The organism is Phycisphaerales bacterium (genome assembly GCA_020852515.1).
GTDB lineage: Bacteria > Planctomycetota > Phycisphaerae > Phycisphaerales > UBA5793 > UBA5793.
This window is the reverse complement of sequence record JADZAS010000011.1, coordinates 1-25,053: the sequence shown is the minus strand read 5'-3', so window position 1 is coordinate 25,053 and position 25,053 is coordinate 1. Positions and strand designations below refer to the sequence as shown.

Below are 25,053 nucleotides of genomic sequence, written 5' to 3'. Positions count from 1 at the left end.
GACTGCTTTGCGCCGCTCCGCCTCCGTCGCTCACTCCGTCTCAGGCTCGCCTTCGATGAGCGACTGCGGCCCCAGGTCGGGTTGGGCGCCGGGTCCGGCGACCATGAACGGCCGCTGGCAGATGATCTCCCCGTCCACGCGGAGCGTCACCCAGTACTTGCCCGGCTCGGGGAACTCGAGGTGGCGCAATTCGACGTTGACATCCGTAATGTGCAGCGGGTTGTCGAGGCGCATCGGGCCCTTGATCTCGGTCAGCGCGGTGCCGCTGCTCCCATTTTCGATCGCCAGGGCGACTTCGTACGTCCGCCGCCCGCTCGTCAGCGAAAACAGGACGTTCATATGGTCGTGCCGGTGCGGGAAGGCCTGCGCGTGGATCGTGTTGAACGTGCCGACGATGATGAGCTTCTTGGTCACCTCATCGCGGTAGACGGCATCGCTGATGATGATCGACAGACACGACGGCCGCTCGAGCGCTTCAGTCATGGACAAACGGTACGGCGGGCAACGGGGCCGGGCCATCGGAACCTCGCGAGTGAGGCGCGGAAACCCGCTGCGCAACGCACCTACGCTCTCATGCCATGGCCAACGTGCGCGATGAAGCGATCTGCATTCGACGCTGGGACTTCTCCGAAACGAGTCAGACCGTCTCGCTGCTGTGCCGCGATCTCGGGCTGCTGCGCGGCATCGCCAAGGGCGCCAAGCGGGAGAAGGGGTCATTCTCCGGCGGCATCGAACTGCTCACGCGCGGCGAAGTCCTGGCCATCGTCAAGAAAGGCCGCGAACTCGCCACGCTGACCGACTGGAATCTGCTTGAGATCTTTCCGTCCCTCGCAGCACGGCTCGATGCGCACCGGGCCGGACTGTACATGGCCGATCTCGCGGCCCACATGCTCCACGAGGGCGATCCGCACCCTCGCCTCTACGACGAACTGCTCGCCGCCCTGCGCGGCGTGGAGCAGCCCCTGGAGGCGCCTGGCGCGGTGCTCAGGTTCCAGTGGAGCGTGCTCGTTGAGACGGGCTACCAGCCAATTCTCGATCGCGACGCGCGAACCGGCTTGGCATTGAGCGGCGACGACGGCGCGGTGGGCTTCAGCGCCGAGGCAGGCGGAACCGTCAATCTCAACGGCAACGGTGGTCTGTGGCGGGTTCGGCTCGGCACCATCGAGATGCTGCGAAGTCTGGAGCGCGGCAAGGCGTCGCAGCCAGGTGAGCATCCCGACACCGCCGACGCGGCGGATGGCCGGGACACCACTGCAGTGCGAGCCAACCGTCTTCTGGCCGCGTATCTGCGCCACCTCATGGGGCGCGAACTGCCCACGATGCGGCACTTCGTTGGAGCGATCGATTCGCGCTAAGGGCGCATCACCCGGGACGGTGTCGTCAGAGTCCTATAACGGCTGGCATGGCCGATGTTTCCGCAGGAATCTGCCCCTTTTTTGCCATTGCGCGCCATTCGGGTTGTGCACCGGTCAAAACTGAGGTATGGTGTTAGCCTGCACTGATCGAGGGTGCGTGAGCAGGCAGGCGCGATCCTGAGAGAATGGCGCCTGCCGACCAGTATCGGGGGCTGCTCGCGTGGCGCGCGGCGGCAACTCAAGACTTTTGGCGAATCCTTCTCAAGAAGTGTTTTCTTGAGTTTCTGTCGACAGGAAGTGGTTTTGGAGGAGAAGAAAATGAAGATTGCCTTACTTGCAGGAGCCGCGGCGCTCGCTCTGTCTGGAGCGGCGTTCGGCGACGTGTGGGCCGAGCAGGGTGATGCCGGCCAGTCCATCGCGACTGCCCAGCACACCGTCGGCCTCGGATCGCTCGACGCGATTCGCGGTCATCATGACCCCAACGACGTGGACATCTACTGCATCCGCATCCTCGACATCCGCTCGTTCAGTGCGAGCACCGTGGGCGGTACGAGCATCGACACGCAGCTGTTCCTCTTCGATGCGAACGGCTACGGCGTGACCCACAATGACGATGCGGCCAGCGGCGGCACGCTGCAGTCGACGATCACCGGTGCGTTCATTACGTCGCCGGGCATCTACTACCTGGCCATCAGCCAGTACAATGCCGATCCGTCGTCGATCTCCGGCCTGATCTGGGCCAACAGCCCGTTCAACGTCGAGCGCGCTCCGGATGGCCCCGGCGCTGGCGACCCGCTCAACTCGTGGAGCAGCTCCGGCAGCACCGACGGCGATTACTCGATCGCCCTCGTCGGCGCGGGCTTCTGCGAGATTCCCGCTCCCGGCGCTGTGGCGCTGCTCGGACTCGGCGGCATCGCCGCTGCCAGCCGCCGTCGTCGTCAGGCGTGAGAATGACTCGAACGCCTGTCGCGGCGTGAGCCGCGCGTCTTCGTGCACGACCTCAATCGCCCGAACCTCCGTGGCTCGGGCGATTGTCTTTTTCTACTTCTGGTCGCGCAGACGCTCCGCGCGGTCCTGGTCGCGGCTCTCTTTGGCCTGGTAGAGGCGCTGCGTGCCTTCTTCGGCTTCAAGGTGCCCGACCGAGGTGTAGTAGGTGTGGCCGCGCTGCATGTTCCAGTGCTCGCCCTTGAGGCCGAGGTCTCCCATGTTCGGCTGCACCTGCTTGACCGAGATGCACTGCGACGTCGGCCGGCGCGCAAAGCCGCGGCCGAGCATCGCCCGCCCCAGCGGCGTGGCCTCCTGCGACCACGCCGCAACCTGATCGCACTTCTCGCTCGCCGCTTCGTGCAATGCGAAACTCAGCAGCAGGTCCACGACATCCTGGCGCGCGGGCAAGGTCCACAGCATGTCGATGTAGCAGATCCGCACGTCCAGGCGCGTGATGTTGAGCACAACGCAGCCGATCACCTGCCCCGCCTCGCGGTAGGCGAAGCACTTGAACGGCACGGCGGCGTCGGTGCGGAACTTGTAGTTGAGCCAGTGCGACTCGCCCCAGCCGAAGATGCGGCCGTTCTCGCCCGGCTTTCGCGCCTCCTTCCACCATTGGTCGAAGTCAGCGCCAAAGCGATCAACCGGCGCGATGTCGCCGGTCATCGACGCCGGGGCTTTCCACGACCTGGTCATAGGCCCGGGCAGCATCGACGCCAGCGCCGCAGACTTGGTCGCCTTGCTCACCATCCCTCGAAGCGAGATGAGCTTGACCAGTTTCAGATCCTCCCACACCACGGTGTACTTCATGCGCTTCGTCACCAGGGCGCGCATGTGCGGCGTGGTGATGCTGTAGGTCAGGCGCACCGAGGGCAGGCTGAAGGCCTGCTCGACGCCCTCGGTCATGGCGCGCAGCAGTGCGAGGCTGCGGCAGTCTTCCCGGATCGCCGTGTCCTGGTGCTGGTAGATGAGCGAGAGTTCGCCATCGACCGCATAGGGGACGGGATTGGCGCCGATGAACGCGACGATCTCCCCCTCGTGCAGGGCAACGAAGAAGCCGAGGTCCTTCGTGTACGGCCCGCCGAAAAACTTCCACTCCAGGTACGATGGTTCGACGGTGCGGCCGAGACACTCTTTGAGAAGCTTGGGCAGCCGGGCCACGTCGCCGCGCTCAAACCGCCTGATCTCGAGGTCGCTGACCTTGATTCTCGGCTCGCCGGTTGCTGGGGTGGTATCGCTTGACACTGAAACGCTCCTGTGCCGATCGCATCGCGGCGTCAAACGCCCGGCGGCGGTCCGGCGAACAACCGGACATCATATCGCGGCCGAATCGAGCCATGCGCCAGTGTTGCGAATCGGTAAACCGCATCCGGCATCGAGCGCGCGGGGCAACACCGGCGCTGCTCCTGCGTATAGTTGGGCTCCGCAGTCGGGGAGCGCCAGGCGCGGCGGCGGGCCTCAATCAAGGGGTGGCTCTGGACGATAATGGCCCGGGCAGACCTTGTGCGCAACGACTGCAGCAGCAACGCTGCAACGACTGGAGAGCTCTCGTGACAGCCGGCAACGCCAAAGGGAACCGAGTCGTTGTCACCGGCCTCGGTGCGGTGACCTGCCTTGGCCTGACGGCGGAGCAGATGTGGTGTGCGCTGCTCGAAGGCAAGTCCGGCATCCGCAAACTCTCCCTTCCGGATTGCCAGGGCTTCGAAATCTCCGTCGCCGGCGAAATCCACGGCTTCGACCCCGTTGAGGTGCTCGGCGCCGAGTGGGCGTACGTTGGCGACCGCTTCACCCAGATCGGCCTCGCCGCGGCACTCGAAGCCATCGAGACCTCCGGGCTGGACATGGCTCGCGGCGAACTGAGCCAGGCGGGCGTGGTGCTGGCCAACGCGCACTACAACTGTGGCCGCGACGTCTGGGGAGGCAAGGGTCTGCAGTATTTCCCAGACAGCGGCCCGGGCACGGACGGAATGGGCGATCTGGTCGAGATCGTCTACCGGGACTTCTGCGAAAAGCACCGGGGCTACACCATCGAGCCCAACATCGTCTACCGGCAGAACCCGGACTACCCCACGCACCTCGTCGCTCGCTACCTCCGCACCGCCGGTCCGCTGTTCACCGTGAGCAGCGCCTGCGTCAGCGGCGCCAAGACCGTGGAGCGCGGCTTGCGCTGGCTGCGGCGGGGGCAGTGCGAAGTCGCGCTGTGCGGCGGATGCGAATCGGTCGTCGATCCGTGGGGCATCTGGTTCCTCAACGCGATGCGGGCCCTGACGACCTTCAGTGCCGATCCCCATCATGCCAGCCGCCCGTTCGATCGCGATCGCTCGGGGTTCGTGCTGGCCGAAGGCGCCGGCGTGCTGGTGCTCGAAACGCTCGACCACGCGCTGCGGCGCGATGCGACGATCCTCGCGGAAGTCGTCGGTGCGGGCGGCTCGGCGAATGCGAACAGCCTGTACGCGCCCGAGCCGGTGGGCGACGGCGTGGCCGGCGCCATGAGAGCCGCACTGCTTGATGCGCAACTCGATCCCGAAGCCATTGACGTTGTGTTTGCCCATGCGACATCGACGGGCATCGGCGATCCCGCCGAGGCCGACGGCATTCGCATCGCGCTGGGCGACCAAGCGCCTCGCGCGAGTATCACGGCAACGAAGTCGATGATGGGCCACGCCATCGCCGCGGCCGGGGCGCTCGGGGCGATCCAGTGCGTCCAGGCCATTCGCGATGGCGTCGTTCCGCCGATCCTCAATCTCGAGAACGTGGATGAAGCGTGCACCGGACTCGACTACGTCCGCGGCGAAGCGGCCGAGCGGCGGATCGATTACGCGCTCAACAACGCGTTCGGCTTCGGCGGTGCCAACGCCTCGAATATCTTCAAACGATTCACGGGCTGACCGGCCCGCCACTACCATTCAGTGGCCGGCGCGGCTGCAATAGCACAGCCGATGAAGCGTTGCGCCAGACGACGCAAGATCGATCCGTGGAGGACACGCCGTGCTGTGCAGAATTACTCTTGTGATGACCTGCGGGCTGCTCTTCGCCGCACCGGGTTTCGCGCGTGATTCCGCAACGCCGCCCTCGGCCGACCCGGCGGCCGCGCGGGAACTCCAGCCGCCGCCGCTGGCGGGTCCGCGCGTGCATCTCTCCGATGCCCCCGGCGCTGCAATGTCCTTTGGCGCCGACCGGCCGGTCGAGCGCGCTTTCAAGGCAAACCTGCGGCAATACATCTCAATTCTCAAAGACATGGATCTCAGCGATGAGCAGCGCCGCCAGGCCGAAGCAATCGCGGCGCAGTACCAGCAGGACACGCAGCAGTACCTCGAAGAGCACGCGGCGGAGTTCCGCCGTCTGCGATCCATCATCGCGCAGGAGAATCGATCGGCCGGCCCGCTCGCTTCCGCAGCCCCCGGTCGCGCTGGCGACGCTGTTACGGACCGCGTGACGGATCGCCGCCCAGCGCAGGTCACGGACCGCCCAACCGACCGTCCAGCCGCGCCCGGTGAGGCGCCGCGATCCGACGCGCCGCAGCGACCGGCGACCGACGCGGCGCGAGGCGACCGCGCCGGCTGGCCCGTCCCCACGGCCAAGGCGCGCGAAGCGATGGAGCAGATGGCGGCGCTGCGACAAGGCGCGCCGCCGCAAGAGCCGTACATGAAGCGCCTCTACGACCTGCTCACCGCCCAGCAGCAGGTCGAGTTCGACCGGCGCCTGGAAGAAACGCGCGCCGCCCAGCAGGAGCAGCAGTTGCGGCGACGGCTGGCCGCCGCAGGCATCGCGCCTGAAGCGATGGATCGGATGATGGATGGCATGCAACTCGATGATGCCGGCCGGCCGATGCTCGATGAATCGCAGCTCACGCCGCAGATGCGCGAGCGGCTGCGCCGGGCGCGTGCCGAGCGGCAGCGTCTCTTCCAGAGCCGGCAGCGCGCCAATCCCGCTCCGCCCAGCCCAGATGAAATCGAGTTTGAACAGCCGCAGCGCTAATCGCGCCGGCGGGGAGCGCCGCTACTTCTTGGCGGGCGCGTTCAGGTCGTCGAGCACCATCTCACGGTACCGCACGAGTTTGCCCTCCGAGCCTTCTGCAGCGCCGGAGCCTTCTGCGGGCTGGGCGACGATGACGTCAAAGAGTCTCATGCGAACGGCCCGGGTGTTCTCATCGACGGTGATGGTTGCGCGTTCCGCATAGAGAAGGCCTTGCTTTCCGTTCACGTGCACGCCGCGAAGTTCCTGGGCCTGCGCGTCGTAGCGGTCGGCTGAAACCGAAATGCTCAGACCCGGTTGCTTGAAGCCCTTGAGCATGGAGGCGACAAGGTCGGCCCGGATTTCAGCGGCGCTGCGCGTGTCGCTGGGCCCGCAACCGCTCAGGCACGCGGTTATGCAGACCACAGCCGCAGCCGCGAGAACTCCCCGGTAAACGGCTCGGAATGTCGTGCTTCGCATGCGATCGCTCCCGGCGGGCGCGTGGCCCTGCTCCGTCAGATATCGGCCGTTCCAGCGGGCGAGTTTGGTCGATTCTCGAACGTCCGCAGCTGCAGCGCAGCGCGCGGCGCCGATCGCATTTGGCGGATTCGGCCATCGGCAATCACCTCACGCGCCAACGATGAGGCGCAAGAAATCGAGCTGCCCGAAATCTTGACGCGACTGGATGACCGTGCTTATGGTTTGCTATGATCTTGACGATCGGCCATGTCGCACGACACACCGGTCGAAGGACGGAGAGATGCAGGGCGCGCGCCGGGTTGGCAAGTGGTACCATGCTCCGCACACTTGCACCGGCCGTGCCTGAACTTTCAAGCGTGTGCGCCGCCTCGACTGACGGCGCACACGCTTGTGCTTTTGGCACGAACCGCTGCGGAGCTGCGCTGTGACGCAAGACCCGCGCCAAACGGATCTGCTGGCTCAGGCGGCGGTCGAGTCGATTCGCACCGGCATGATCGTCGGCCTGGGCACCGGCCGCGCCGCCAGCCGCGGCATCCACGCCCTGGCCGAGAGAGTGAAGCGTGAGTCGCTGGACATCACTTGCGTGGCCACGAGCCGGCGCTCGGCGGAACTGGCGCTCTCGCTGGGACTGAGCGTCGTGCCGATGCGCGATGTGGCGCGCGTCGACGTGCTCTTTGACGGCATTGATGAACTCGAGCCGGGCCTGGCCATGACCAAGGGCGCCGGCGGTGCCATGACGCGCGAAAAGATCGTCGCCGACGCCGCCGACCTGTGCATCTACCTCATGGATGACAGCAAACTCGTGCAGCGCCTCGGCGAGCGCTTCGCCCTGCCCGTCGAAGTCCTCGAGTTCGGCCTCGCGGCGACCAGCGCCGGTCTTGAACGCATCGGCCTCGGGCCCCTCCTGCGAACAGTCGGCGATGAAACGCAGGACCTCTATCTGACCGACGAAGGAAACCTCGTGCTCGACTGCGCATATGGCGAGACATCAGCCGGCGATCTGCTGCAACTTTCCCGCGACATCGACTCCATCCCCGGCGTCGTCGGCCACGGCCTGTTCGTCACCCAGGCCGACGTCGTGCTCATTGAAAGCGCCGATCGCCAGCGGCTGGAGCGGCGAGAGCGACCCTGACGAGGTCGCCATTCGTTGCGCGGCTGTTGCGCGCCAGAGTTTCGCACCCGGTATGCTCACGCATCGGTTCCCCATGCACCACCGGGAGGTCATCATGTTTTGCATGCATCGCTCTCAGATTACGGCCGCCATTGCATCGCTCGTGCTCGGTGTCGGCGCCGCGGGACAAGCCGTTTCGGGCCATTCAAAGGAGTGGTGGCTCGACGTGGAGATCAAGGCCCAATCCGTCCTCATCGATCCGCGCGCACTCGACACCCATGTGATCATCGAGGACTATTCGTTTCCGATGGGCGTGCTGTCCCCGGACGGCAAACGCGTCGCGTTCGTCGGCTCCGAGCCCGGCTCAGACCGGCCGTTCGATCTCTACGTGGCGGATGTCGATCCGGCGCAGCCATCCGGAAAGGCGAATCTGCGCCGGGTGACGACCGACCAGGATCGCCCGGTGTTACCGCGATGGCTTCCCGACGGCGAGCGGCTTGCGTTTCTGGCCGGTGAAGCGCCGATGCAGCAGGTCTGGTGCGTCGACATCAATCACAAGCGGGGACCGATTCGCGTGAGCGGCGGCGCCCATCGTGCGTACGGCCTGTCGGTCCTCGGCGATGGTTCGATTGTGTATCTGGAGCACAAAGGCAGTCGGCAGAAGGAGCAGCTCATCGATCTCATCGTCGCCAAAGCGCCTGATGCGCGCAAACCCGGCGGCAAGATCGACCGGCGCGTCCTGCTCACGGATCAGCACATCAGTTCGTATGCCATCAGCCCGGATGGATCGCAACTTGCCTGGAGCGGTCTGGGTTCGCTGTTCATCGTCGATCTCAAGACCAGTTCCACGCGAGACATTCCTTTGCACGGCGTTCATCCGCAGTTGTTGAATCACACGGTGCACGACATGTCGTGGCGGCCGGACGGCAAGGTGCTGGCGATCTTCTGCGGATTCCTGGGCGGGGTTGCGATGCCCATGGATGCGCCCGAAGACGTCCCCTGGCCGCGCATGTTCGCGGAGGACAAGATCTTCTTCGTGCCGGTCAACTGGATGCCCGGAGCCGAAGAGCTCAAAGTCGGAACGACGCAGGAAGACTTCCCTTCGCCAACAGCGGATGACCCGCAGGCGGAGGTTTCGCCGCCCGCGGGTGATGAATCGCGGCCGTGGTGGGTGCGCGGCCTGAGCCAGCGTCCCATCAGAATGCAGTGGATCGCAGCCCAGGCCGGCCGCGAGCGAGTCGAGAAGACCCGGCCGTGAAGCGCTGATCTGAATCAGCCATTCACGACGAGAATGGCCGGGCGACCGGTTGACTCATCGAGCGGCCAGTTGCGCATGGCGGTGAGGTTCTCGCACGATTCGCCGGGCATGTTCGCATTCGGCGTGAGGATGGTGTCTTCGCTCTTGGTGCCGGTGATGGATGGATTCCAGCCGACGAGCTGGCGCGGCTGAACGGTGCGCGTTTCATCGGGCGTCGCCTTGAAGTCGCGCAGGTCGTACCCCATCGGGCCGCCCTGGTGGTGCTTGTGCCACTCGTCCTTGAAGCCGCACTGCTCGTACATCGCGATGCCGTCGGCGAGGCAATCGCACCAGCGCCGACCAACCTGCGTGGCGTCGTGCAGGGCGCGGTCGACTTTGCACACGGCCTCGTGACGACGCTTGAGATCGTCGGGAAGTGACCTGCCAAAGTGCACGAGGCGCGAGATGGAGACGGTCAGTCCCTTGCGCTGGGCACACAAAGCGACCATGACCGTCTTCTCGATGCGGTTGCTGGTCGGAATCGGGTGGCGGTAGCGCTGCAGGCGATCATCCGCGGCGATGAGCACGACCGGTGCGAGGATGTTCAGCGAGCCCAGCTCCCCGGTCAGATGGCCGGCGATCTCCAGTTCGCTCACACCGGGCTTGATGAAGTGCGTGAGTGTCTCGGCCATGACCTGCGCGGCGTCGGCGCCGAGGGCTCGCACGGTTGCGATCTCGCGCTCCGTGAGTGGGGTGCGAATGGATTGAACCGGATCGGCTCCGATGACGTCGAAACCGCATCGGGAGATGTCAGCACCTGCCTTCTTGAACGCGGAGTCGAGCATCGAATCGAATGCAGCTTCGTACGACCACCAGTTTGGCGCTACGACATCCCAGTGTTCGGGATCGAATTGCTCCTCTTTGAGCAGGCGATTGCGTTCGATGTTGTCGGTGAGCAGGACTGGTTTGCGCTTGAAGGATTCGGCAAACCACAGGACAGAGCCGACACCGGTCGCGCTGCCGAGATCGACGTGCACATCGGCGCCGTCGGTCAGCCACGCGATGTTCGCCCGCTTGCGAAGCAGCAGGGCGTGCAGGCCGAGTCGCTCGCACAATGCGTTGAGGCGGTCGCGCTTGATGGGCTCGATCCCGATGGAAAGCTGACCTTTCATGGCGAGCGCATTGTACAACCGGCCCGGCGCAGATGCGCCGGGCCGGATCGGTTGCGTAATGGTCGAGACGAGACGATCAGTCGGCGCACGCCTTGCGAAGTGCATCGGCTATGTCGGTCTTCTCCCACGTGAAGCCGCCGTCGGCATCAGGCGTGCGGCCGAAGTGGCCGTGCGCCGCGGTTTTCAGGTAGATCGGCCGGCGCAGGTTGAGATGGCTGATCAGGCCGCGCGGCGTGAGCGGGAAGAGCTCACGCACCGCTTCTTCGATGCGATGCGGCGCCACCTTGGCCGTGCCGAACGAGTTGACGTGCACGCTGGTGGGCTCAGCCACGCCGATGGCGTAACTCAACTGGATCTCCACCTTGTCGGCAAGCCCTGCTGCGACGATGTTCTTGGCGATGTAGCGGGCCATGTAGGCGGCGCTGCGGTCGACCTTGGTCGGGTCCTTGCCCGAGAACGCGCCGCCGCCGTGCCGTCCCATTCCGCCGTAGGTATCGACGATGATCTTGCGCCCCGTCAGGCCGACGTCGCCGTGCGGCCCGCCGATTTCAAAGCGCCCCGTCGGGTTGATGTGCACGCGGATGTCGTCGTTCCACCATCGATCGCCGAACGTCGGCTTGATGATGTGCTCCTTGACGAGCTGGCGCAGCTCTTCCTGCGTGCTGTCCTTGCTGTAATAGGGCGAGTGCTGCGTCGAGAGCACGACGGTGTGCACGCGCACCGGCATGTTGTGCCGGTCGTACTCCACCGTGACCTGGCTCTTGGCGTCCGGCCGCAGACCCCTGATGACCTCCCGCTGGCGCACGTCGGCGTGGCGGTGCACGAGCCGGTGCGCGAGATGGATGGGCAGGGGCATGAACGTGCCGGGCTCGAGTTCCTCCGTCTCGCGGCAGGCGAAGCCGAACATCATGCCCTGGTCGCCGGCGCCTTCGCGATCGACGCCCATGGCGATGTCGGGCGACTGCTTCTTAAGGCTCACCAGCACCGCGCAACTCTTGTCGTCAAAGCACAGGTCGGCGTCCGTGTAGCCGATGTTGCGGATCGTCTCGCGGACGAGATCGGGCACCTCAACGTAGCCGTCGCAAGTGACTTCGCCGGCCACCACCGCCATGCCGGTCGAGACCATCGTCTCGCACGCCACGCGCGATTTGGGATCGACCGCGAGCATCGCATCGAGCACGGCGTCGGAGATCTGGTCGGCGACCTTGTCCGGGTGGCCCATGCTCACCGATTCGGAGGTGAAGAAGTAATTCGTGCCGGCGGGGGTGGCGTCCACGGAAGCGGGCTTGGCGGTGGGCATGGCGGAAGTCATGGTACCGGGGCTGGGCATGGGGGACAGGCCTTTCTGCTTCGAGTCTGGGGCGTCAGGAGGCGAGCCGGCTCAGGCCCGCGTCATTCATCCGTTCATCCGGATATTTGGATTGAGTAACTGGTTCGATCATAGGGCGCGCCCGCACCGAGGGACAGCGCGGCAGGCCGCGAGCAGAAAGCCCCGAGCCGCCGCGCGGACTTTGCTACTGGCCGCATTCTGCCGCGCTCGCTACCGTCCTGCCCTGATGAGCGCTTCACCGCATCCGCCGATCGTCCGCACCCGGTTTGCCCCCTCGCCGTCGGGCCATCTGCACGTCGGCGGCGCCCGCACGGCGCTGTTCTGCTGGGCGTTCGCGCACCAGAACCGCGGCAAGTTCATCCTGCGCATCGAAGACACCGACCAGAAGCGCAGCAGCGACGCGGCCAGCGTCGGCTTCCTGCGCGACCTCAAGTGGCTCGGCATCAACTGGGATGAAGGGCCCGAGTTTGAAGACTGCGGCGGCGGCGACTACGGCCCGTACTTCCAGAGCCAGCGCCTGGAGATCTACACGAAGTACCTCGACCAGCTCGTCGCCGAGGGCAAGGCCTACTACGCATTCGACACGGCCGCCGAACTCGACGCCAAGCGGGTCGAGGCGCGCAAGGAAAACCAGAACTACCGCTACGACCGCGCGGGGCTCATGCTGCCGCCCGAAGACGTTGAGAGCCGCCTCAAGGCCGGCGAGCCGGCTGTCATCCGCTTCAAACTCCCCGAGCAGCCCATCGTCATCCGCGATGAGATTCTCGGCGAGGCGACGATTGCGCCCGAGCAACTCGATGACTTCGTCATACGCAAGGCCGACGGCTATCCGACCTATCACTTCGCGGTCGTGGTCGATGATGAACTCATGCAGGTGACGCACGTGCTCCGGGCCCAGGAGCACTTCATGAACACGGCCCGGCACATGGTGCTGCAGGATGCGCTGGGCTTTCGCCGGCCCGTCTACGCGCACCTGCCGCTGATCTTCAATCCCGACGGCTCGAAGATGTCCAAGCGCGACAAGGACAAGGCGCTGCGCGCGGCGGTGCGGGAGAAGGGCATCGATGATCTGAGCGCCGAGTTCCGCCGAACGGCCGGCATCGACGAGTGGCTCAAGGACAAGGACCGGCAACTTGAGTTCGACAGCGCGATGATGCTCGCCGATGAGCTGGATGTGTCCCTGCCGGAGATCAACGTCGATGACTTCCGCCGCAGCGGCTACCTGCCCGAGGTGCTGTGCAACTACCTCGCCCTGCTCGGCTGGAACCCCGGCGGCGACATCGAGAAATTCGATCGCGACTTTCTCATCGAGAAGCTCAGTTTCGAGCGCGTGCTCAAGAGCCCGGCCAGGTTCGACCGCGCCAAACTGCTGTCGTTCAACCACGATGCGATCCAGGCGCTCTCGACGCAGCAGTTCGTGGATCTGTTCCGCGCTCACTGCAATGAGTTCCACACCGAGTTTCTTGAGAAACTCCCGCCCGAGCACTTCGACCTGCTGGCGGCGGCGAATCACAAGCGCTCCAAGACGCTTGACGACCAGGTCCGCTCCAGCCGGTTCTTCATCGAATCCGACGACGCGATCGAATATGACCCGGCCGACAAGAACGCGCGCAAGGCGATGCTGGGCGGCGAAATGCCCGGCCGCGCGCACCTCGAAAACCTCCTGCCAATTCTCGAAGAGCAGGATGACTGGGAGGTGCCCTCGCTCGAGAGGACAATCGGCGCGTACGTGCAGCAGCACGCAGGCGGCAACCTCGGTAAAGTGGCCCAGCCCTTGCGCGTGGCCGTCACGGGCACGACGATCTCACCGGCGATATACGAAACGCTGGCCATCCTGGGCCGGGTCTCCACGGTGAACCGAATTCGAAGGTGTCTGGAGGCGTTTGCGGGAGCGTAATGCGATGGCGCAAAGCGGTGGCGTATGTCACGGCTTCAGCGGGGGCTTTTTGTGAAACGGCCAGTTGTTGTATGGCGTGACGAAGTCGTGGTGCTGATGGGGCAGTCCTTCGCGCTGCGGATTGCCTTCGACATACGCGATTCGAGTGCGCACGTCGTCAGGCGTATACAGAAACACATCATAGGGACGCGCTGAGATCACGGGGTGCGACGCTTTCCAGTCGCTGGGGAAGCGAAGACGCAAGCGGTCGGCGATGGCCCGTGCGAAGCAGTCCCACATGGTCTTTCCATCATCACGGTGGATGCGAATCACGATGTGCGCGTGGTTGCGCAGAACGGCATACGCCCAGCAGGTGTAGCCTCGTTCGCGAAGGGTTTCGCCGATCGCGTCCGTAGCGGCTTGCCTCTTCGCTTCATCCATCCAGACGACGGGGAAGTTCAGCAGCGGCTCCGCCTCGCGGTGGAACTGCCGCAGTTCTTCGCGAGTGGGCTGCAGCGGCTCGGGCTTTCGTCCGTGGTGGATGCTCCCAAGCGGCGCGAATTTCTCGTCGTAGAAGTCATCGGAGCCCGATCCTCGCGGGTCGTTGGGCAGCCAGTGGCCGTAGAGCATGAGGATGAGGTGGTGTCCGATGGTCTTTCTCGCCACAGCGCCGCATTGTACTCCCGCCTCCGCTTGCGTCTTCGCTTCCTACTATTCCCGCCTATGGAAGCCACACGCACACTCGACTTCATTCGCGAGATGGTTCTCGACGATCTGCGCAGCGACAGACACGGCGGGCGGGTGACCACGCGCTTTCCGCCCGAGCCCAACGGCTACCTTCACATCGGCCACGCCAAAAGCATCTGCCTGAACTTCGGCATACCGCAGGATTTCAAAGACCAGGCGCCCGCCGAGGCCCACTGCAACCTGCGCTTCGACGACACAAACCCGACCAAAGAAGAGCAGGAGTACATCGACGCCATCAAGCGCGACATCCATTGGCTCGGCTTTGACTGGGGCGAGCACGAGTACTACGCGAGCGACTATTTCGAGCAGCTCTACGAATGGGCGATCCAGCTCATCAAAGATGGCAAGGCCTACGTCTGCGATCTGACCGCCGAGGAGATCCGCAAGAGCCGCGGCACGCTCACGCAGCCGGGCGCGCCCAGTCCGCATCGCGACCGCAGCGTTGAGGAGAATCTTGACCTCTTCGAGCGCATGCGCCAGGGCGAATTCCCGGATGGCACGCGCGTGCTCCGCGCCAGGATCGACATGGCGTCGCCGAATCTGAACATGCGCGACCCGGTGATGTATCGCATCCTCCACGCAAAGCATCCGCGAACGGGTGGAGCGTGGTGCATCTACCCGATGTACGACTACGCGCACGGGCAGAGCGATTCGATCGAACGGATCACGCATTCGCTGTGCACGCTTGAGTTCGAAGATCACCGGCCGCTCTACGACTGGTTCATCGAGCAGCTGGGCATCTACCCCAGCCGGCAGACGGAGTTCAACCGCCTCAACCTCACGCACACCGTCGTGACAAAGCGCAAGCTGCGCACGCTCGTCGAAGACCGGCACGTCGCCGGCTGGGACGATCCGCGCATGCCCACGCTCTCGGCGCTGCGGCGGCGCGGCTATCCGCCGGCCGCGATCCGCGCGTTCTGCGACGCCGTCGGCCTGAGCAAGCGCGAACAGCTCATCGACCTGTCGCGCCTCGAATACCACGTGCGCGAAGAACTCAATCGCACAGCCAATCGCGTGATGGCCGTGCTCGATCCGCTGCGCCTCGTGATCACGAACTATCCGGCCGGTCAGGTCGAGCAGATGGAGGCGGTGAACAACCCTGAAGACGAGTCGGCGGGCCGGCGAAGCGTGCCGTTCTCGCAGGTGCTCTACATCGAGCGCGACGATTTCATGGAGAATCCGCCCGGCAAGTTCTTCCGACTGGCGCCGGGGCGCGAGGTGCGCCTGCGCTACGGCTACTGGGTGACGTGCACGGATGTGGTCAAGGATGACGCGGGAAACATCACGGAGGTGCGCTGCACGTATGACCCGCTCACGCGCGGCGGCGACAGCCCGCCCGACGGCCGCAAGGTCAAGGGGACCATTCACTGGGTCAGCGCGGCTCACGCGCTCGACGCCGAGGTGCGGCTCTACGACACGCTCTTCTCAAAGGAAGACCCCAACGATGTGCCCGACGGCGGCGACTGGCTCGACAACCTGAACCCGGATTCTCTCAAGATCGTCCGGGGCGCCAAGGTGGAGCCGTCGCTGGCCGGCGCGAAGGCCGGCGCGACGTTCCAGTTTGAGCGGCTGGGTTACTTCTGTGTTGATCCTGACACCGAGAAATCGGCCGGACTGGTCTTCAATCGGACGGTGACACTGAAGGATTCGTGGGGCAAGGCGCAGAAGCAGTCCTGACTTGGACGGCGCGATAGCGAGGTTAGAACATGACTCTCTCTTCACTGCTCCTGCGCCTGGAAGAACATCTGCAGCAATCCGCAGAATTTGGTGTTGTTGCGTTCGGCCGAGCGAACACTGATGATCCGCCGTGCCACAATGTTGTCGCTGTGTGGCCTTTGGACGCCGGAGAGGAAATCATCGTCCAGATCGCGGGCGATGATCAGCAGTCGGTTGATCCGCCGCTCTCGCTTTCAGAGTTTGCGACGATGTTGCGGTCCGTCAGCGAGGGGCGTGAGGAGTGGGAAGTCGAGTGCAGTGAAAGTGGGCCCGGTCCAGGGTGGCGCATCGACTTTCCGATCCGGACCACTGGAGCGAACGCGCATGACCGCCTGTTTGCATTGGTCTGGTGACGGTCGACCCTGAGCGATTGCGGGGTGGCGACGGTAACGGACGAACCGGGAGGCATTCGTGGCCAACTACTGCTCACATTGCGGCGCAAAGGTAGTGGCCGAGGAGTCCCGTTGTGTGCAGTGCGGCATGCGGTTGACCGGCGGCGGCTGGCTTTCGCGATTCCTGGGGTGGCTCTTTCCTCGGCCAGGCTGGAGACCGGGCTCGGCCATCCTCAGCTCTGAAGATGAGGCGATCGTGCTTCGCGGGCCGGAACTGCGGATTGAAGATGCGCGATTCGAGCAGATCGGCAGTTCGCGTGACCTCCCCGACGATCTGCCCTCCGATCTTCGGACCAAGATCAGCGCGCTGCGCCGAAGCGCTGCCGAGAGAGGCGAGCCTGGTGATGTGCGCGTTGCAACCGGCCGGGTCTACATCTACACCGACGAGTCAGGAGTCGAGAAGCGGTTCAAATCGCTCGATGAGATGCCGCCCGAGATTCGCAGGGCCTTTCAGCAGGCCGGTAAGGCAATCTCGCACCAGCGCGATCCGCTCTCCGAGTGGCCGCTGTAGCGAGAAGTTCGTATAATGTTCGGATGCCGGCTTCGGAGAGCCAGTTCGACGCGGACCACGAATACGCGGATGTGTTGCCCGATGGCGTGCCTCGCGGGCGCGGAGCGGGGCTGAACCCCGGCAACCGCCACGTCGGCAGCGATCCGAAGCACGGCGTCATCCGCCGCCTGCACGTGCTCGGCGAGCATCTCGACGAACTGGCCCGAGAGCGCGGCGAGGACGGGCAATCGCCCTGCGCCGGACAGGTGCCCACCGAAGTCCGCACCGACGCGACGCGCACCATTCTCAACTACGTCAACTCGCCCGACGTCTCCTTCAACTGGTCCATCAATCCGTACCGGGGCTGCGAGCACGGCTGCATCTACTGCTACGCCCGACCGGATCATGAGCGGCTCGGCTACTCGTGCGGCCTGGATTTTGAAACCCGCATCGTCGCCAAGACGCAGGCCCCGCGCCTGCTCCGCCGCGAACTCGCTCATCCCAAGTGGAAAGGCGAGACCATCGTCTTCTCCGGCGTGACGGATTGCTATCAAACCGTCGAGCGAGAGTATCGCCTCACGCGCGGCTGCCTCGAAGTGATCGCCGACTGTCGCCAACCCGTGGGCATCATCACCAAGAGCAGTCTCGTCCTGCGCGACCTCGATCTGCTCAGCGAACTCGCCAAAAACCGCGCCGTCCGCGTGGGGCTGAGCGTCACGACGCTCGACAACCGCCTCGCGTCGAAGATGGAGCCGCGCGCCGCCAGCCCCGCCGAACGGCTCGCCACGCTTGCGGCCCTGAATGAAGCCGGCATCCAGACCTTCGCGATGATCGCACCGGTCATACCCGGCCTCAACGATCGTGAGATCCCGTCGATTCTCAAGGCCGTGGCCGAAGCGGGGGTGTCCACCGCGGGCTACATCCTGCTCCGCCTGCCGCATCAGATCAAGGCGCTGTTTCTGGACTGGCTGCAGCGGCACTATCCGGACCGGGCCCGCCGCGTCGAGTCGCTGCTCCGCCAGATGCGTGGCGGCGACCTCTACGACCCCGCCTTTGGCGTGCGGCAGCGCGGCAAGGGGCCGATAGCGGAGCAGATCAACGCGCTCTTTGAGACGTTCGCCCGGCGACTCAAGCTCGACAGGCCATTGCCGCCGCTCAACCACGAGGCGTTTCGCCGGCCCGACGTATCGGACGCGCTGCTTGACCCTGCATCGGGGCAACTGCCGCTGTTCGGCTGCGGCGGGCAGGATGGCGGCTGAACGTTGCCTGTCCGGCACAATCGCTACAGGTTCCGCCAATCCTCTCCACTTACTGTTTTCACGCCCGTTTACGGACGAAGTTAATCGTACAGTTCTTCACTGGAGGGCTCGCGCAGCAGCGGGCGTGAACGACGATGCGATTGATTCTCGACAGCCTGATGGCCGTGGTCCTGGCGGCGCTGTTGGCGGGAATCCTCCTCCACCAGCGACACGAGCAGCAGCACCAGCGCGATGTGGAGACCGTCCGCGCCAACGTCCGCCTGATTCAGCAGCAGGTCATGCTCCAGGCGGCGCTCGAGCGCGTGCCTCGCAATGAGTATGGATTCCCGATCACGATCGACCCCGAGTGGTTCGGCGAAGTCGTGCCGCGCAATCCGCTCGTCGGCACGGGCCACCCTTGGATGGAAGTGGCCGCCGCCGAAGAGGCGCGACTGATTCATCCGCCGGTGCGCACCGCCGACGAAGCGCTCGCGTGCTTCTGGTACAACCCCGTCACGGGCGTGGTGCGAGCTCGCGTGCCGCAGCGCGTCAGCGACGAACGCACGCTGCAGATGTACAACTTCGTGAACGGCTGCAACCTGCCGAGCCTGTTCGCCAGCGGCGCGGGCAGCGGCGCCGTGCCGGCCGTCAACACGCCCGCGCGAGCACTCGGGGCGCTTGAAGTGAAGAGTCAGCCGCTCGCGTCCGCTCGCCACTGAGCAATTCCACCTCAACGCGCCGGTCAGAGTCGCGATCGATCAGCGGTCGCAGTGGTCGTATTCGTGGTAATGGCCGCAGCGGTCGCAGTAGGAGCGATCATGGCGATAGCGATCACCGTACCGGCGGTCATCTTCGCCATACCCGTACTCGTATCGCTCGGTGTAGCGCGAGTTGCGGGCCTTGTTTTTGTCGCTCTCGTTGCCGATGACGTACCCCGCCCCCGCGCCGACGGCGGCGCCGATAAGCGTTCCGGTGGTGTTATCACCGATCGCCTGCCCCGCCAGGGCGCCCAGCCCGGCCCCGATGAGCCCGCCTGTCTGGGCGTCGCTCTGGCAGCCCGCCAGCGTCAGTGCCGACGCGCCGGCCGAAACGAGGATCGTACTGCGGATCGCGTTGATCATGCTGGTTTTCATCGAATGCTCTCCCGGAATCGTGTGCCGGCGGGCCTCGCCGCGCGGCTGCACCAGTCTGCCTCCGGCAGAGACGCGGCCGCCGGGCAAGGTATTCCATGTTCGTGCCGCGAAGGGCCGATGTTCCGCTGCGGCCCGGCGGTGGCGAATTGGCGGACCGCCTGCTGAAACGCCGCCCCCGGTGAACTACGATCGACTTCACCCGATCCGGCGCACCGCCGCCGGCGCTCCCGGAGGATGGATCCTGATGGCCATACAGAGCAGACTTGCCACCGGCTACTGGTTGCGCAAGGCCATCCTGACCGTGCTCTTCCTCGCCTTCGGCCTCTGGGCCGCGTATGACGGCTGGGTGCTCTTCCCCGCCCAGGCGCAGCGCTGGAAGGAATACTACGACGTCTACCGGCCGCTCGAAGCCCGCGTTCGCAACGGCGAACCGCTCCTCGGCGACGAATCCCGCACCTACAACACCCTCAAGGCCAAGTATCCGCAGCCGCCCACCGAGCGAACGGACATGGACGTCATGTTCCAGCGCTGGGGCATCATGCCTCTGTGCCTGGGCATCAGCGTGCTGTTCGTGGCCACATGGGTCATCTCCGCCCGCCGCGTGTACACCTACAACGACGACGGCAGCCTCGTTGCGCCCGAGGGCACCTTCACCGCCGACGAAATGACCGGCATCGACATGACGCGCTGGATGTCCAAGTCCATCGCCATGCTCGAGATCAACGGCGGTCCCAAGGGAGGCGGCCAGGCGGTCAAACTCGACGCGTGGATCTACGCGGAACTCGAGGATGTGATCGATTCCCTGAACCGGCGCTTCCACCCCGAAGAGTATCGAACCGAGCCTTCCAATGCGGAAGATGATGAAGACAGCCCGGCCGGGCAGGCGTCGGTCAATCAGGTCTCGGGCCTGCTCGAAACAGACGGCCCCGAAGCGGACGAGGATGAAAGCGACGAAGGCGAGTTCGACCAGACGCAGCGCTCGGCCGGCGCGGGCGGGTAGTGCGTTGGCCGCGGCTGGAAGCGCTCCATGACGTCCAACCAAACCGCCAGCGTCATGCCCGATGAGAGAGGACGCTTCGGCGTCTTCGGCGGCCGATACGTGCCCGAGACGCTCGTCGCGGCTCTCGACGAACTCACCCTCGAATACGCGCGCGCCCGCGCAGATCAGTCGTTTCAGGATGAACTGGGCGAACTCCTTCGCACGTTCGTCGGCCGCCCGACCCCGCTTTATCTTGCCCGGCGGCTCACCGAACACGCCGGCGGCGCCCGGATCTGGCTCAAGCGCGAAGACCTCGCCCACACCGGCGCCCACAAGATCAACAACACCATCGGACAGGCGCTGCTCACCCGGCGCATGGGAAAGAAGCGCGTGATCGCCGAAACCGGCGCTGGCCAGCACGGCGTGGCCACCGCCACCGCCGCGGCGCACTTCGGCCTGGCGTGCGATGTCTATATGGGCAGCGAGGACATGCGCCGCCAGCGACTCAACGTCGTGCGCATGCAACTGCTGGGAGCGCGCGTCATCGCCGTGGACAGCGGCTCGCGCACCCTCAAGGACGCCACCAACGAAGCCATGCGCGACTGGATGACGTCGGTCGAAACGACGCACTACATCCTCGGCTCGGTCGTCGGGCCGCACCCCTTTCCGCTGATCGTGCGCGATTTTCAATCCGTCATCGGCCGCGAGTGCCGCGCGCAGTGCCTCGGGCAGATCGGCGCCCTGCCGGATGTCGTGGTGGCGTGCGTCGGCGGCGGGAGCAACGCGGCAGGTATCTTCCATCCCTTCGTCGATGATGCGTCCGTTCAGTTGGTCGGAGTGGAGGCGGGCGGCAGGGGATCCCGCGAAGGCGAGCACGCAGCGCCGCTGTCACACGGCCGGACCGGCGTGCTGCATGGTTCGCTCAGTTACGTCCTGCAGAGTGACGATGGACAGACCAGCCTGGTGCACTCGATCTCGGCCGGGCTGGACTATCCCGGCGTCGGACCTGAGCACAGTTATTGGCGCGATGCCGGCCGCGTGCACTACTGCACCGCTGGCGACTCCGAAGCCCTCGAGGCGTTCTCGCTGCTGGCGCAAACCGAGGGACTCCTCCCGGCCCTGGAAAGCGCCCACGCCATCGCCCGAGCCGTGGAAATCGCCGGTCGGCTCGCACCAACGGGCAACGTCGTCGTCAACCTCTCCGGCCGCGGGGACAAGGATGTGGATGAAGCGGCCCGGCTGATCGAGGCAGGGAAACGCCCCTAATCCGGCGGACTTCCGCACCAACATCTTGTGTTGATTTCATGAGCAGACACTACATTTTGTGTTCTGCCTGCCGAATGGCCACACAATTGGTTATCGGCGACGGCGCCATCGGCCGATAACCTAAATACCCGACCATGAGCGTCGGGAGATCCGCCGGCGACTCAATCTCCACGGCTGGCCCCGCCAGGGGCGGCGCCGCAACGCCTGACGGATCGCTGGTTCGATGGCTGCCGGCCGACGAATCGCCCGGCAGACGCGAACTCACATCGAGCTACATGTTCCGGCTTCGCGTCCGCACCGGGTGCCGCACGAAGTTCGGACTCGAAAGGAGTCCTGCGATGAACAGCCACGATCCGTCTTTCCAGGAAACTGAAGGTGTCAGCCTGCTGCTGCACGATCGGCGAACCGATCCGCGAAGGCGCTGCGAGGCCGCCGTCTGGCTTCTCGATGATGACCTGACCAGCGTCGCGCAGTTCGCCACCGCCGTCGATATCTCGCGCGGCGGCGTGGCGCTCCGTCTCTGCGCCGACCAGCCGCTCGGGCTCGAGTCGCTGCGCCCCGGCTGCGAATGGCTTGTCATCCTCGACGATCCCACCGGCCTCGAGCCGCTTGCGGCCAACCGTGCGGCGATCATCCGCCTGCTGCGCGCCGACGGCGGCGAGCATGGGCACATCCGCCTGGCCTGCGCGTTTGCCGCGCGCCAGGTCGGCCGCTGCCTGCCGCAGCGCCGCGATGCCGCCGCGAAACTGGCTCAGCCGCCGGGCGACTGCATCGCCGGCGACCTGCTCGACGAACTGGCCGAACGCGTCGCGCGCGAACTCATCGCCGAGCAGCGAGCCCAGCGGATCTGACCACGCCGAGGCTCGCCGGTATGCGCTTCGGGTGGGTCAGCGTGCGGAGATGAACGCGACATTCCTGGTGGCGAGGCGTCGGCATGCGCCGAAAGAGAAGAGGTGGATGATGCGATCTCCGCTCGCCATGTATGGTTTGCGTTTCTGGATGACGATGATCATCAACATCCAACGGCACTGCAGGAACAGATCGAAGCGCTAGAAGCCCTGTTGCCAACACTGACCAGCTCAAGGCAGACGTAGCTGACTCGGGAAGTGGCGAAGATGCGGCAGTGGCTTGACACGTAGGTTAGTTCCACGTCCGCATAACCCCAACCGCCGGCGCCGCCGTATCCGGCCCTGCCGCGGATCGCATTGAATGCCTCTGCGGATCGTGCCGATCTTTCCGACAAGGTACAGCCCGTTGCGGTGGTGCGCGTTACGGCCGCCGCAGCGGTGCTCAGCCGCGAAGCGCATGGTGCGCAGTTCCGGGACCAGCGGCGTCAGCGATCGGCTCGTTGCGGATCACCGATCGGCCCAGGCGCGGGGATTGGCCAATGGCTCACCATTCCGCCCGAGCAGAACTCCAGGTCATCGTCGCCAAGGATGCGCTCACGGCGGATCTCTCCATCCCGCACAACGTCTGCGCAGAACAGTTCTGCGTCGACGGCCTCACCGCAGCGCTCCGCTCGGCCGGCGTCGAGATCACTGACGCCGTCCTGCAGCGCCTCGCCGAACTCGTGAGCAATCCTCCCGCCTGCGATGCCTCGCACCGCGTCACCGTCGCGCAGGCCATCCAGCCCGAGCACGGCGCCGACGGCCGCATCGAGTGGCTCATCGAAGAAGAACACAAGCCGCACGTCAAGGAAGACGGCAGCATCTCGTTCTACGAGCAGAGCGCCTACACCATGGTCAGCGCCGGGCAGGTCATCGCGCGCCTCATCGCGCCCGAACCCGGCCGCCCCGGCCGCAACGTCCTCGGCGAGCCGATTCCCGCCAAGGACGGCCAGCCGGCGGAGGTCAAACTCGACGAGACCATCATCCTCAATGACCACGCCGACCTCGTCGCCCAACTCGACGGCGTCTTCGCCCGCGAGCGAGGCAGGCCGACCATCCGCCAGATTCTCGAGGTGCCCGGCTACGTCGATTTCTCGACGGGCAACATCGACTTTCACGGCGACGTTACAGTTCGCAAAGGCGTCCGCGACCTGTTCAAGGTGCGCGCCACGGGACGCATCGAGGTGCGCGGCCTCGTCGAGGCGGCCACGCTCGATTGCGACGGCGATCTCGTCCTCGCCGGCGGAATCGCCGGCCGTGAGCACGCACTCATCCGATCGCAGAGCGACATCATCGCGCGGTACCTCAATGGCACGCGCATCGAAGTGCAGGGCGATCTGCTCTTCGAAAAGGAAATGATCGGTTGCGATGCGCTTGTGCATGGCCGCGTCATCTCGCAACAGGGTTCGATCATCGGCGGCACGCTCGCCGGCGCCAAGGGAATGGAAGTCGCCGTGCTCGGCAGCCCCGCCGGCGTCGAGACGACGATCCAACTCGGCTCGCTGCCGCTGCTTCGCGCTCGCGTGCGCAAACTCGAAGACGTGGTGAGTCAGTTGGGCCACGTGCTCGCGGCGCTCGTGCAGCAGCGAGAGCAACTCGTCGCGCCGTCCAAGCGACTGCCCGCCGCGACGCGCGAGCGGCTCATCAAGGTAACCGAAGACATTCGCACCACCGATGAGCAGCGCAAAGAAGCCCAGCGCAAGCACGACGAGGCCGCTGCGCTCATCGAGACGCTGCTGGCATTCGAAGCGACGATCACGAAGATGCTGCACGTGGGCGTGGTCTTCGGCATCAGCCGCCAGCCGATGCGCGTGCACATGGATGTGCTCGGCCCGGTTCTCATCCGCATCGCCGAAAGCGGCCAGGTCCTGCTCTGCCCGCAGGGAGCGGCGCCAATCCCGATCGAAAAAATCACCCGCCCGCACCGCCCAGCCGAGGCGGCGTGATGGCGCAACCGTCGCCGGCGAGTTGAACGCCAGCGCGTGCGGCGGCTACGTCCAGCTGATCGATGCGCAGACCTGCTCCACGAGCAACGTGTTGCGCATCGAGTGACGCCGCCAGTGCTGCGGCCCCGTTACGCGATCTCAACGATCACGTCGAGTTGCCGACCGACTTCATTCTCGACCGCGCCGCCAAGATCAACGACAACGGGTCTGGAGTTCGCTGGGGGTGAGTGGGTGATGGGGTGATGGGTGATGGGGTGAGAGATCGGGTAGCCGTGGGCGGGAGCCCATGGTTTCGTGCGATGTCGAGGTGGTCGCGAGAGGGATTTGTCGTGGGGCAGCGCGTCATCACCTGATACCGATTCGCGTGCGCTGGCGTGCGCGGCGGGGCTTGATTTTGCGATGTGAGTGTGGGGGTGGGGCGCGGCGCAGTGGGTGGCCATGCAAGAATTGTGCCGGGTGGCGCGGGCGGCAGGGGCGATTTTCAGAAATGTGCGAGGCAAATCGCGTGCCAACACGGGCGCGCACCGGGTTAAGCGCGCGGCGTGCGCACGGGAGCGATTCCGTGCGCTGGTTTTCGAGCAGCACCGTGCGCGCCACGACGCTCATTTTGCCCAGAGCGCCAAATGGTCGCGGCTTTTGGGCGATTTTCGTCGATTTTCATTTTTCTGGAGGGGGTGCAGGCGAGTTTTAATCCGTTTATTTGCGTTTCTGAGAAGTCAGCGCACAAGTCGCGCCTGACCCGGTGCGCTGGCGCGCG

At 65.3% G+C, this 25,053-nt stretch carries 23 protein-coding genes; 16 read left to right on the top strand and 7 right to left on the bottom strand.

Going from position 1 to position 25,053, the window contains the following annotated elements; all coding sequences use genetic code 11:
* Positions 1-30 precede the first annotated feature (30 nt).
* Positions 31-483 carry a hypothetical protein gene (locus IT430_04965; GenBank protein ID MCC6907273.1) on the bottom strand — a complete coding sequence of 151 codons (453 nt, stop codon included), beginning with the start codon at positions 481-483 and terminating at the stop codon, positions 31-33.
* Between the two features lie 95 nt (positions 484-578).
* On the opposite strand from IT430_04965, the gene recO reads away from it, so the two are divergent.
* Positions 579-1,355, top strand: a complete 777-nt coding sequence (gene recO, locus IT430_04960) for a DNA repair protein RecO (protein MCC6907272.1) — start codon at positions 579-581, stop codon at positions 1,353-1,355.
* Between the two features lie 318 nt (positions 1,356-1,673).
* Positions 1,674-2,303 carry a DVUA0089 family protein gene (locus IT430_04955; GenBank protein MCC6907271.1) on the top strand — a complete coding sequence of 210 codons (630 nt, stop codon included), beginning with the start codon at positions 1,674-1,676 and terminating at the stop codon, positions 2,301-2,303.
* Positions 2,304-2,396: 93 nt separating this feature from the next.
* On the opposite strand, the gene IT430_04950 is transcribed toward IT430_04955, so the two are convergent.
* On the bottom strand, positions 2,397-3,587 hold the full coding sequence (locus tag IT430_04950) for a GNAT family N-acetyltransferase (protein ID MCC6907270.1): 1,191 nt from the start codon (positions 3,585-3,587) through the stop codon (positions 2,397-2,399).
* 305 nt (positions 3,588-3,892) lie between these two features.
* On the opposite strand from IT430_04950, the gene IT430_04945 reads away from it, so the two are divergent.
* Together IT430_04945 and IT430_04940 are read left to right on the top strand one after the other, a co-directional pair.
* Entirely contained in the window at positions 3,893-5,230 is a 1,338-nt protein-coding gene (locus IT430_04945; GenBank protein MCC6907269.1) for a beta-ketoacyl-[acyl-carrier-protein] synthase family protein, read from the top strand.
* A 100-nt stretch (positions 5,231-5,330) separates the two neighbouring features.
* The gene (locus IT430_04940) at positions 5,331-6,320 is read left to right on the top strand and encodes a hypothetical protein (GenBank protein MCC6907268.1); all 990 of its coding nucleotides are present in this window, start codon (positions 5,331-5,333) and stop codon (positions 6,318-6,320) included.
* 21 nt (positions 6,321-6,341) lie between these two features.
* Here IT430_04940 and IT430_04935 read toward each other — a convergent pair whose 3' ends face one another.
* Entirely contained in the window at positions 6,342-6,776 is a 435-nt protein-coding gene (locus tag IT430_04935; protein ID MCC6907267.1) for a hypothetical protein, read from the bottom strand.
* Between the two features lie 424 nt (positions 6,777-7,200).
* Here IT430_04935 and rpiA point away from each other — a divergent pair, with 424 nt between their 5' ends.
* Positions 7,201-7,908 carry a ribose-5-phosphate isomerase RpiA gene (gene rpiA / locus IT430_04930; GenBank protein ID MCC6907266.1) on the top strand — a complete coding sequence of 236 codons (708 nt, stop codon included), beginning with the start codon at positions 7,201-7,203 and terminating at the stop codon, positions 7,906-7,908.
* Positions 7,909-8,011: 103 nt separating this feature from the next.
* Positions 8,012-9,145, top strand: a complete 1,134-nt coding sequence (locus IT430_04925; GenBank protein MCC6907265.1) for a PD40 domain-containing protein — start codon at positions 8,012-8,014, stop codon at positions 9,143-9,145.
* A gap of 14 nt (positions 9,146-9,159) precedes the next feature.
* Here IT430_04925 and IT430_04920 read toward each other — a convergent pair whose 3' ends face one another.
* Both IT430_04920 and IT430_04915 read right to left on the bottom strand, forming a co-directional pair.
* Positions 9,160-10,296, bottom strand: a complete 1,137-nt coding sequence (locus tag IT430_04920) for a M24 family metallopeptidase (GenBank protein MCC6907264.1) — start codon at positions 10,294-10,296, stop codon at positions 9,160-9,162.
* Positions 10,297-10,372: 76 nt separating this feature from the next.
* Complete coding sequence (locus IT430_04915; protein MCC6907263.1) at positions 10,373-11,596, bottom strand: methionine adenosyltransferase; 1,224 nt, start codon at positions 11,594-11,596, stop codon at positions 10,373-10,375.
* Between the two features lie 256 nt (positions 11,597-11,852).
* Here IT430_04915 and IT430_04910 point away from each other — a divergent pair, with 256 nt between their 5' ends.
* Positions 11,853-13,523 carry a glutamate--tRNA ligase gene (locus IT430_04910; protein ID MCC6907262.1) on the top strand — a complete coding sequence of 557 codons (1,671 nt, stop codon included), beginning with the start codon at positions 11,853-11,855 and terminating at the stop codon, positions 13,521-13,523.
* Positions 13,524-13,550: 27 nt separating this feature from the next.
* Here IT430_04910 and IT430_04905 read toward each other — a convergent pair whose 3' ends face one another.
* On the bottom strand, positions 13,551-14,168 hold the full coding sequence (locus IT430_04905; protein MCC6907261.1) for a hypothetical protein: 618 nt from the start codon (positions 14,166-14,168) through the stop codon (positions 13,551-13,553).
* A gap of 57 nt (positions 14,169-14,225) precedes the next feature.
* On the opposite strand from IT430_04905, the gene IT430_04900 reads away from it, so the two are divergent.
* The 5 genes from IT430_04900 (at position 14,226) to IT430_04880 (ending at position 18,804) form a co-directional block, all read left to right on the top strand.
* Entirely contained in the window at positions 14,226-15,926 is a 1,701-nt protein-coding gene (locus tag IT430_04900) for a glutamine--tRNA ligase/YqeY domain fusion protein (GenBank protein ID MCC6907260.1), read from the top strand.
* 29 nt (positions 15,927-15,955) lie between these two features.
* Positions 15,956-16,318, top strand: coding sequence for a hypothetical protein (locus IT430_04895; protein MCC6907259.1), 363 nt, complete (start codon positions 15,956-15,958; stop codon positions 16,316-16,318).
* Between the two features lie 127 nt (positions 16,319-16,445).
* Positions 16,446-16,868, top strand: a complete 423-nt coding sequence (locus IT430_04890) for a hypothetical protein (GenBank protein ID MCC6907258.1) — start codon at positions 16,446-16,448, stop codon at positions 16,866-16,868.
* Positions 16,869-16,891: 23 nt separating this feature from the next.
* Positions 16,892-18,106: a PA0069 family radical SAM protein gene (locus IT430_04885; GenBank protein MCC6907257.1), complete on the top strand. Its 1,215-nt coding sequence runs from the start codon at positions 16,892-16,894 to the stop codon at positions 18,104-18,106.
* 134 nt (positions 18,107-18,240) lie between these two features.
* Complete coding sequence (locus IT430_04880; protein ID MCC6907256.1) at positions 18,241-18,804, top strand: hypothetical protein; 564 nt, start codon at positions 18,241-18,243, stop codon at positions 18,802-18,804.
* A gap of 39 nt (positions 18,805-18,843) precedes the next feature.
* Here IT430_04880 and IT430_04875 read toward each other — a convergent pair whose 3' ends face one another.
* Entirely contained in the window at positions 18,844-19,218 is a 375-nt protein-coding gene (locus tag IT430_04875) for a glycine zipper 2TM domain-containing protein (protein MCC6907255.1), read from the bottom strand.
* A 244-nt stretch (positions 19,219-19,462) separates the two neighbouring features.
* On the opposite strand from IT430_04875, the gene IT430_04870 reads away from it, so the two are divergent.
* The 4 genes from IT430_04870 to IT430_04855 all read left to right on the top strand — a co-directional run bounded on the left by IT430_04870 (position 19,463) and on the right by IT430_04855 (position 24,296).
* Positions 19,463-20,218, top strand: a complete 756-nt coding sequence (locus IT430_04870) for a hypothetical protein (protein ID MCC6907254.1) — start codon at positions 19,463-19,465, stop codon at positions 20,216-20,218.
* Positions 20,219-20,272: 54 nt separating this feature from the next.
* Complete coding sequence (gene trpB / locus IT430_04865) at positions 20,273-21,463, top strand: tryptophan synthase subunit beta (protein MCC6907253.1); 1,191 nt, start codon at positions 20,273-20,275, stop codon at positions 21,461-21,463.
* Positions 21,464-21,801: 338 nt separating this feature from the next.
* A complete protein-coding gene (locus IT430_04860) occupies positions 21,802-22,314 on the top strand; it encodes a hypothetical protein (protein ID MCC6907252.1) in 513 nt (170 codons plus the stop codon).
* Between the two features lie 536 nt (positions 22,315-22,850).
* Positions 22,851-24,296, top strand: coding sequence for a DUF342 domain-containing protein (locus IT430_04855; GenBank protein MCC6907251.1), 1,446 nt, complete (start codon positions 22,851-22,853; stop codon positions 24,294-24,296).
* The last annotated feature ends 757 nt before the right edge of the window (positions 24,297-25,053 follow it).

Bases quoted from the DNA above. Each gene is read 5' to 3' on its own strand.
- IT430_04895 (MCC6907259.1), top strand. From the start codon at position 15,956: ATGACTCTCTCTTCACTGCTCCTGCGCCTGGAAGAACATCTGCAGCAA.
- IT430_04955 (MCC6907271.1), top strand. From the start codon at position 1,674: ATGAAGATTGCCTTACTTGCAGGAGCCGCGGCGCTCGCTCTGTCTGGA.
- IT430_04860 (MCC6907252.1), top strand. From the start codon at position 21,802: ATGAACAGCCACGATCCGTCTTTCCAGGAAACTGAAGGTGTCAGCCTG.
- IT430_04880 (MCC6907256.1), top strand. From the start codon at position 18,241: ATGCGATTGATTCTCGACAGCCTGATGGCCGTGGTCCTGGCGGCGCTG.
- IT430_04925 (MCC6907265.1), top strand. From the start codon at position 8,012: ATGCATCGCTCTCAGATTACGGCCGCCATTGCATCGCTCGTGCTCGGT.
- IT430_04920 (MCC6907264.1), bottom strand. From the start codon at position 10,296: ATGAAAGGTCAGCTTTCCATCGGGATCGAGCCCATCAAGCGCGACCGC.
- IT430_04855 (MCC6907251.1), top strand. From the start codon at position 22,851: ATGGCTCACCATTCCGCCCGAGCAGAACTCCAGGTCATCGTCGCCAAG.
- IT430_04965 (MCC6907273.1), bottom strand. From the start codon at position 483: ATGACTGAAGCGCTCGAGCGGCCGTCGTGTCTGTCGATCATCATCAGC.
- IT430_04910 (MCC6907262.1), top strand. From the start codon at position 11,853: ATGAGCGCTTCACCGCATCCGCCGATCGTCCGCACCCGGTTTGCCCCC.
- IT430_04935 (MCC6907267.1), bottom strand. From the start codon at position 6,776: ATGCGAAGCACGACATTCCGAGCCGTTTACCGGGGAGTTCTCGCGGCT.
- IT430_04915 (MCC6907263.1), bottom strand. From the start codon at position 11,596: ATGCCCACCGCCAAGCCCGCTTCCGTGGACGCCACCCCCGCCGGCACG.
- IT430_04870 (MCC6907254.1), top strand. From the start codon at position 19,463: ATGGCCATACAGAGCAGACTTGCCACCGGCTACTGGTTGCGCAAGGCC.
- recO (MCC6907272.1), top strand. From the start codon at position 579: ATGGCCAACGTGCGCGATGAAGCGATCTGCATTCGACGCTGGGACTTC.
- trpB (MCC6907253.1), top strand. From the start codon at position 20,273: ATGCCCGATGAGAGAGGACGCTTCGGCGTCTTCGGCGGCCGATACGTG.
- IT430_04890 (MCC6907258.1), top strand. From the start codon at position 16,446: ATGCGGTTGACCGGCGGCGGCTGGCTTTCGCGATTCCTGGGGTGGCTC.
- IT430_04885 (MCC6907257.1), top strand. From the start codon at position 16,892: ATGCCGGCTTCGGAGAGCCAGTTCGACGCGGACCACGAATACGCGGAT.
- IT430_04900 (MCC6907260.1), top strand. From the start codon at position 14,226: ATGGAAGCCACACGCACACTCGACTTCATTCGCGAGATGGTTCTCGAC.
- IT430_04875 (MCC6907255.1), bottom strand. From the start codon at position 19,218: ATGAAAACCAGCATGATCAACGCGATCCGCAGTACGATCCTCGTTTCG.